We start from the raw sequence: 7,682 nt of genomic DNA on the forward strand, positions 1-7,682 counted from the left end.
TCGATGACGCGGCCGAACCACAGCACGAAACCGAACAGGAACACGAAGCCCAGCATCACGTGGCCGAAGCGGTACAAGCGCTTGCCCATCAGCACGAGGCGGGCGACGACCGCGGGCTCCGAGGCGGCCTCGGCGATGTTTACGAGGATCCGCGGCAGGTAGAAGACCGTGGCCATCCACGCGATGACGAACAGCGTGTGCAGCAGCTTGGTCCATAGGTAGGTGTTGCCGGCGTAGAGCTCCATCGCGCGAGGATTCCAAGGTGGGAAGGCCGCGAAGGATGCCACGCCGGCCTCGGCGCGGTGTCGCCATGACGTCGTCGTGACGCCTCTGCCGATGCGGCCCCGCACCATGCTGCATCGCCCGCGGGGCGCTACCCTGCGCACCATGGACACCGACACCACCCAGCTCGCCTGCCCGCACTGCCTGTCGATCAACCGCGTGCCCGATGCGCGCCTGGGCGACGACCCGAAATGCGGGCGCTGCGGCCATGGCCTGTTCACCGGCATGCCGCTGGCGCTGACGGCGAAGAACGCCGAGGCCCTGCTGCTGAAATCCGAGCAGCCGGTGATCATCGACGCGTGGGCGGGCTGGTGCGGCCCCTGCCGCAGCTTCGCGCCGGTGTTCGCCGCGGCCTGCCAGCGCCTGGAGCCGCAGTTCCGCTTCGTGAAGCTCGACACCGAAGCCGAACCCCAGTTGGCCTCGCAGTTCCGCATCCAGAGCCTGCCGACGCTGATCGCTTGGCAGGGCAGCCGCGACGGTGGACACGAGGTCGCCCGGAGCAGCGGCGCAATGCCGATGCCCGCCTTCATGCAGTGGATTGCGACCAGCTACGGGCTCGCCTGAATGTCCCAACAAGAGCGTCGCGACCGACGCGCGACCGCGATCGCCCTGCTCGCCGTGACGCTCAAGGGCGTGGCCTTGGCCACGCTGGCGTGGTGGATGCTGCGCTGACTCAGAGGCGCCACTCGAGGCCGACGTACACCGAGCGGCCGTCGCCCGGCAGGTAGTAGGCCCCGTCGCGCGGCGGGCGCACCGCGGCCGGGTTGGCCGGGTTGAATGGCACGCGGGTGTCCGCGACGACACCGGTGGTCGCGACGTAGGCGCGGTCGCCAAGGTTGCGGCCATCGACGAACCACGACAGGCCCTCGCTCACGCTCCCCGAAACTTTGAGCCCCCAGATGGCGTAGCCCGGCGCGCTGAAGGTGTTGGCGTGGTCGATGGAATAGTCGTTCGGCACCCACTCGACGTTCGGCGCAATGCGGATAGCGTCCGACGGCGCCCACGCCAGCTCGGCGCGCAGCCACTCGCGCGGCAGGCCGGCGAGCTCGTTGTCGCCGAAGGCGGCGTCGCCGTCAAAGCGGAAGTCGTTTACCAACGCGTTCAAGGCGACTTGCCACTGCGGCGCGAAAGCCCACCGGGTGGACAACTCGAGGCCCTGGTGGATCGTGCGGTCGGCATTGCGCGTGCCCAGCGGATTGCCGTTGCCGTCGGTGAGCGCCAGCAGTTCGTTCTCGACATTCGCGCGGTACACGACCGCATCGAGGTCCAAGCCATCACGCGAGTAGCGCAGGCCGACCTCGCCGCTGTTGGCGCGCTGCAGGTCAACGAGAGTGACGTTCGGGCCGCCGGCCAGCTCGCCGAAGCTCGGCGGCTCCGCGCTGCGGCTCAGGTTGGCGAACCACTGCACGCCTTCGGCGCCCTCGAAGCGCAGGCCGAGCTTGGGGCTGAAGGCGTCGTAGCGGCGGTCGAAGCTGGCATCGAATGGCACCGGCAGGCGGTCTTCGAACCGGCGTTTTGCTGACAGCGCCTGCGCGCCCACCACGGCCACCCAGCGCTGGCCCAGCCAGTGCTGGTTCTCGAAGAAAACCGTCGTACTCGTCGCGAGCTGGTCGTTCTGGTCGGTGCGGGCGCCGCGATGGTCGTCCGGATTGGCGCGGCCGCGGTTCACCCAGCGGTCGTCGCGGGTATCGCCGCGCACATGCCCAAAGCCGGCCACGAACACGTTGCGGCGGCCGTTGATCTCACCCTCCTCGCGCAAGCGCAGGTCGATGCCGCGATCGAGGCTGTCCTGCTGGAGCACCTGGAAAATCGGATGGTCGAGGAACTTGTCGCTGGCGAAGGCCGAGACCAGCAGCTCGCGACCGGCTTCCGGGCGATAGGCCACGCGCAGCGAGGCGCGGGTGAGCTCGAAGTCGCGGCGCTGGTCGAGCAGCACGCTGCCGCCATTGGCCTGTCGCGGATTGGCGAGGAACTGCGCGCGCGTCAGCGAGCCGGGCAACGCCGATCGGGTGTCGACGTGCGTGAGGTACACGCGGGCGTCCAGCGTGTCGCTGAAGCGGTAGCCCCAGTTCGCGCCAAGGCGGTGGTTTTCCTGGCGGGCGTTGGCGCGATAGCCATCCTGCGCAAAGCCGCCCAGCGACACGACCGCGTCATGCGCACCCGAGTGGCCGCCCCACTGCGCCTGCCAGCGCCCGTAGCCGAAGCTGCCGGCCTCGGTGCGCAAACGCGCGCCGTCGAGGTCATGGCCGGTCGGCGAGACGTAGTTGATCGCGCCGCCCAGCGAGGCCGCGCCGTACTCCAGCGCGTTCGGGCCGCGCCACACTTCGATGTAGCGGGCCGACAGCGCGTCGATCGACTGCATGTCGAAACCGCCGTCGGCGAGGTTGATCGGGATGCCGTCCTGCAGGACGACCAGGCCGCGGCCGTGGAAGGTGCGCTGCACGCCGGAACCGCGGATCGCGATGCGCGACTCTTCCGAACCGAAACGCGGCTGCACGAACACGCCGGCGGCGAAACCCAGCGCATCAGAGAGCGTGCTGACGCGGCCCTGGCGAAGGGCTTCGGCATCGACCAGCGCGGTGGCTCCGGCGCGCTCGGCGAGGCGCTTCTTCGCACCCTCCAGCGAGAGCGGCGCCAGCGGCGTGAGGTTCTGGCCCTCGACCTCGACACGATCCAGCACGGCCGGATCTTTCGGGGTCTCGGCGGCTGCGGCGGGCAGTGCGACGAGCGCCGCGCTGAGCGCGAACGCGAGGGGATGGCGACGAAGCAGGAGCATGGACAGATCTCTCAAGGGGAAACGGAAGATGGGGCGACGCGGCGACGCCGTCGCAGCGCGATGCCGAGTCCGGCGAGCACTAGGCCCAGCGCCAACACGGCAACCTGAAGTGCGTCGCGGCGCGCGGGCGAACCGAGCAGGCCGGCCAGCGGCTGCCACTTGTGGACCATCGAGAACACCCAGGCCTCGGCAACCGCCGTGGCGCTCATCACGTCGAGGCGCTGTGCGGTGTCCGGGTCGAGCGCGATACGGCGGCCGTCGGCGGTGGGGGCGATCCACGCCGGAAGCCGGCGGTTGCGGAAGTCGTAGTCGGGGCCGAAGCGCGTGAACCGACGCAGCGCGTCGCCATCCAGCCCATGGCGAGCCGCAGCCGCCCGCGCCAACTCGCGCTCACCGTCCGCCACGGTGGTGCCGCTGGCCAGATCAACGACGCGCGCCTCCGGCACGGGCACGCCCCACCCGGCGGCCAGCGGCGAGCGAAACACCAGCACCGCGCGGCCGTCCGGCAGCGTCGCGACGCTGGCTTGCGACCAGGCGCGGCCGGATTCCGAAGGCACCACGGCCTGCGTGAGACGCGTCGCGTCGAAGCCGATCGGCGGTAGAACCAGCCCCGCAGAAAGCGACAGACCGCGATCGGGCGCATCACCCGCTTTCCAAAGGGTGTGGATCAAGCCGCTCGAAGCCATACCGAGCAGGGGAATGCCCGCCCACAGCGCAAGCCGGCGGTGCCAACGACGGGCCGGTGGCGCCTTCGGCGAGGCCGGGCGCCACCACCACAGCACGAGGCCCGCGAGGCCCAGCACCAGCAGCACGGTCATCGCGGACGCCACTACGGTGCGACGCAGCGGATCGAGCGCGCCGAGGACGGCCAGCGTGTGCACCTGCCGGAAGCCAGCCTGCATCCAGCGGCGGCGCGCGTCCGAGAGCGAGGCCAGTACGCCGGTCTCGGTGTGGACGTAGGCGACCAGCCCTTCATCACCCTCGAAGCTCACGGCCCAGACCGGCAGCAGGCGGTTCACCCACGGGTACTCGTCGCCGAAGCGGTCGACGCGTTCGATCGAACGGATCGCGCGTTCTTCGCCGAGATAGGTGCCGGCCAACCAGCGCGCGTAGTCGCGGTCGCTGCCGGGCCAGGGGCTGCCGTCCATGCGCAGGTAGCGGCGCTCGCCGTCCGGCCCGGTTCGTTGCCAGAGCGGGCCGCCCGGCCCGGGCACCGTGCGCACCACGGCCGCGCCGTCGCTGTGGCGAAGAACTGCGGGCAGTCCGGCCACCAGTGCGTCGGGCGCGAGTTCCGCGGTCGGCAGCGATCGCTGCGCGGGCATCGGGGCCAGCAGGCCCATCAACGGATGCAGGAAGCCGGACAGCGTCCAGGCCATGAGGACGACGAGCGCCGCCCACGCCAAGGCACGATGGATTCGGGAGGCGAACGGCAGCGCGGCTAAGGGGACGGACACGGCGGACGAGGACGGCACGGGACGGGACGGGACGGCCGCGCAGTCTCCGGGCCGCTGCCGACTTCGGGAATGCGACACAAGGTCGCACCCCGCCTGCGTACCGCGCCCGGACCGCGCCGGCTACCCTTTGCGCCATGTCCCCGGATGCCCGCCACGAAAGCCTCGAAGCCACGCTCTATGCCTTGCGCTGGTTCGCCGTGGCCGGACAGTTCGTCGCCTTCGCCGTCGCGCAGGAGGCCTTGCGCCTCGAGTTGCCATGGCCGCCGCTGCTGCTGGGCGCCTGCGCGCTCGGTGCGGCGAACGCCCTGATCGGCGTTTGGCGGCAACGCGAGGCGGCCAGCGAAGCGCGCCTGATGACCGGATTGGCCGTCGACCTGGTGGCCCTCACCTGGGCACTGTTTTTCTCGGGCGGGGTGGTGAACCCCTTCATCCAGCTCTATCTGGTTCCGGTGGCACTGACGGCGACGGCGCTGGCGCCTTCGCGTGTGCTCGCGATTGCCGCCACGGCAGCGCTCGGTTACGCCCTGCTGGCGCGTTTCGCACCACCGCTCGCCCACCAGCACGGCGCCGTGCTGTTCGACCTGCACCTCACCGGCATGGCCGCGAACTTCGCCTTGGGCCTGTTGCTGTTCTGCGTGTTCGGCCTCGCACTGGCCCGTCGGCTGAAATCCCGCGATGAGGCCCTGCGCGACGCGCGTGAACGTCGCTTGCGCGACGAAGGCCTGCATGCGCTCGCGCTGCAATCCGCCTCGGCGGCGCACGACATCAACACGCCACTGAACACCGCCGCCCTCCTCGTCGACGAGTGGCGAGCCGATCCGAAGCAGGGACCGACGCGCGAAGACCTCGCGCTCATGGCCCAGCAACTCGCCTTCGCCCGCGACGCCGTCCGCCGACTCGCGGCCACCACCCGTGAGATCCCACCGCCGCAGACCCTGGCGGCCATGCTCGACACCCTGAGGGATCGTCTGCTCCTGCTGCGCCCCCAGGCCACCCTGACGGTGGACGTCGACCCCGCGGTCGCCGGGCGCACCGTGCAACCGTCGCTGGCCCTGTGGGGAAGCCTCGGCCACCTGTTGGAGAACGCCGCCGATGCCGGCATCGCCGCCGGGGACGCGCAGCTCGCGCTCCGCGCCGAGACCGGGCCGGGCGGCGGACTGCGGATCGTCGTCCACGATCGCGGCGCAGGCTTCGACAGCCGCGCCGCCCGCCCGGCCGCGGACCAGTCCTCCGGCGGCTTGGGCATCGGCCTCGCCATCGCCAACGCGACCATCGAGCACCTCGGCGGCGCGCTGCACGTGCATCCGGCGGAGGGCGGGGGCAGCCTGAGCCGGCTCGACCTGCCTTGGCGAGCGCTCGAACCCGCCCCGGGCGCAGGCCCATGACCCCCCACCCCGTACTGCTGGTCGACGACGACGAGGCCTTCGCCAGCGTCCTCGCCCGCGCGCTGGAGCGCCGCGGCCAGCCCTGCCGCCATGCCGCGGACGCAGCCTCTGCGCTGCGGCAGGCCCGCGAGCCACTGTCCGGCATCGTGCTCGACCTGAAGCTGGGTGCCGACAACGGGCTTGCACTGATCGAACCATTGCGCGCTCTGCAACCGGACGTACCGATCCTGCTGCTCACGGGCTACGCCTCCATCGCCACCGCCGTCGAGGCGATCAAACGCGGCGCGACCGACTACCGGCCGAAGCCGGTCAGCGCCGACGACGTGCTGCGCGCGCTGTTCGGGCCCGAGGACGGCAACGAAGGCGAGGACGAACTGCCGACGCCCGCCGACGGCCCGCTTCACCCCAAGCGCCTGGAATGGGAACACCTCCAACGCGTGCTGGCGGAACACGACGGCAACGTCTCGTCGGCGGCGCGCGCACTCGGCCTGCATCGCCGCAGCCTCCAGCGCAAGCTCGCCAAGAAGCCACTGCCGGAGCGGGCCTCCGGCGAATGAAGCGGCGGCGCCCTGCCTGTCGCAAGGCCCGCGACGCCCGACCCGGTAAACTCGCGGCCCCGATCCACCGGCTTCCCGCGTCCCGATGACCGATCCCGCCCGTCCCGCCTTCCACGGTTTCGAACAGATCCCGCTGCACGAATACGCCGAGCGCGCCTACCTCGACTATTCGATGTACGTGGTGCTCGACCGCGCCCTGCCCTTCCTCGGCGACGGGCTGAAGCCGGTGCAGCGGCGGATCATCTACGCCATGAGCGAGCTGGGGCTGAACGCCGGGGCGAAGCCGAAGAAGTCCGCCCGCACCGTCGGCGACGTCATCGGCAAATACCACCCGCACGGCGATTCGGCCTGCTACGAGGCGCTGGTGCTGATGGCCCAGCCGTTCTCGTACCGCTACCCGCTCATCGAAGGCCAGGGCAACTTCGGTTCGCCGGACGACCCGAAGAGCTTCGCGGCGATGCGCTACACCGAATCGAAGCTCACGCCCATCGCTGAAGTGCTGCTGGGCGAACTCGGCCAGGGCACGGTGGAGTGGACGCCGAACTTCGATGGCACGCTCGACGAGCCCACGTGGATGCCGGCGCGCCTGCCACACCTGCTGCTCAATGGCACCACGGGCATCGCGGTGGGCATGGCCACCGACGTGCCTCCGCACAACCTCAATGAAGTCGTCAGCGCCTGCGTGCGCCTGCTCGACGACCCGGACGCGACCACGCGCGACCTCTGCGAGCACATCCGCGGCCCGGATTACCCGACGGCCGCCGAGATCATCACGCCGGCCGCCGACCTGCTGTCGATGTACGAGACCGGCAACGGCAGCGTCCGCGCCCGCGCCACGTACCTGAAGGAAGGCCAGAACATCGTCGTGACGGCCCTGCCTTACCAGGTCTCGCCCTCGAAGATCATGGAGCAGATCGCCGCCCAGCTTCGCGCGAAGAAGCTGCCGTGGCTGGAAGACCTGCGCGACGAGAGCGATCACCAGAATCCGGTGCGCCTCGTGCTCGTGCCACGCAGCAACCGCGTCGACATCGACGCGCTGATGGGCCACCTGATGGCGACGACGGACCTCGAGAAGAGCTTCCGCGTCAACCTCAACATCATCGGCCTCGACAGCCGCCCGCAGGTGCGCGGCCTGAGGTCGATCCTCGGCGAGTGGCTGCAGTTCCGCACCGACACGCTGAAGCGCCGCCTCAAGCACCGCCTCGACAAGGTCGAGCGCCGCCTGCAC

At 70.6% G+C, this 7,682-nt stretch carries 7 protein-coding genes; 4 read left to right on the forward strand and 3 right to left on the reverse strand.

Annotation, left to right across the window (positions count from 1 at the left end; translation table 11 throughout):
• A partial coding sequence (locus ACIQ6S_RS13790; protein WP_397608854.1) for a CopD family protein occupies nucleotides 1-245 on the reverse strand: 245 nt, incomplete at its 3' end.
• Between the two features lie 142 nt (nucleotides 246-387).
• Between ACIQ6S_RS13790 and trxC the strand changes: the two genes are divergently transcribed.
• A complete protein-coding gene (gene trxC, locus ACIQ6S_RS13795) occupies nucleotides 388-846 on the forward strand; it encodes a thioredoxin TrxC (RefSeq protein ID WP_397608855.1) in 459 nt (152 codons plus the stop codon).
• Between the two features lie 109 nt (nucleotides 847-955).
• Here trxC and ACIQ6S_RS13800 read toward each other — a convergent pair whose 3' ends face one another.
• Nucleotides 956-3,058 (reverse strand): TonB-dependent receptor family protein, encoded by a 2,103-nt coding sequence (locus ACIQ6S_RS13800; protein WP_397608856.1) that lies wholly within the window; start codon nucleotides 3,056-3,058, stop codon nucleotides 956-958.
• An 11-nt stretch (nucleotides 3,059-3,069) separates the two neighbouring features.
• Nucleotides 3,070-4,512, reverse strand: coding sequence for a PepSY domain-containing protein (locus ACIQ6S_RS13805; protein ID WP_397608857.1), 1,443 nt, complete (start codon nucleotides 4,510-4,512; stop codon nucleotides 3,070-3,072).
• A 134-nt stretch (nucleotides 4,513-4,646) separates the two neighbouring features.
• Between ACIQ6S_RS13805 and ACIQ6S_RS13810 the strand changes: the two genes are divergently transcribed.
• From ACIQ6S_RS13810 to parC, 3 genes are all read left to right on the forward strand, one after another.
• On the forward strand, nucleotides 4,647-5,897 hold the full coding sequence (locus ACIQ6S_RS13810; protein WP_397608858.1) for an ATP-binding protein: 1,251 nt from the start codon (nucleotides 4,647-4,649) through the stop codon (nucleotides 5,895-5,897).
• Entirely contained in the window at nucleotides 5,894-6,454 is a 561-nt protein-coding gene (locus ACIQ6S_RS13815; protein ID WP_397608859.1) for a response regulator transcription factor, read from the forward strand. The genes ACIQ6S_RS13810 and ACIQ6S_RS13815 overlap by 4 nt, the downstream gene beginning before the upstream one ends.
• 85 nt (nucleotides 6,455-6,539) lie before the next feature.
• A partial coding sequence (gene parC / locus ACIQ6S_RS13820) for a DNA topoisomerase IV subunit A (protein WP_397608860.1) occupies nucleotides 6,540-7,682 on the forward strand: 1,143 nt, incomplete at its 3' end.

This window comes from Silanimonas sp. (genome assembly GCF_044377035.1).
In the GTDB taxonomy this organism is placed as follows: domain Bacteria; phylum Pseudomonadota; class Gammaproteobacteria; order Xanthomonadales; family Xanthomonadaceae; genus Silanimonas.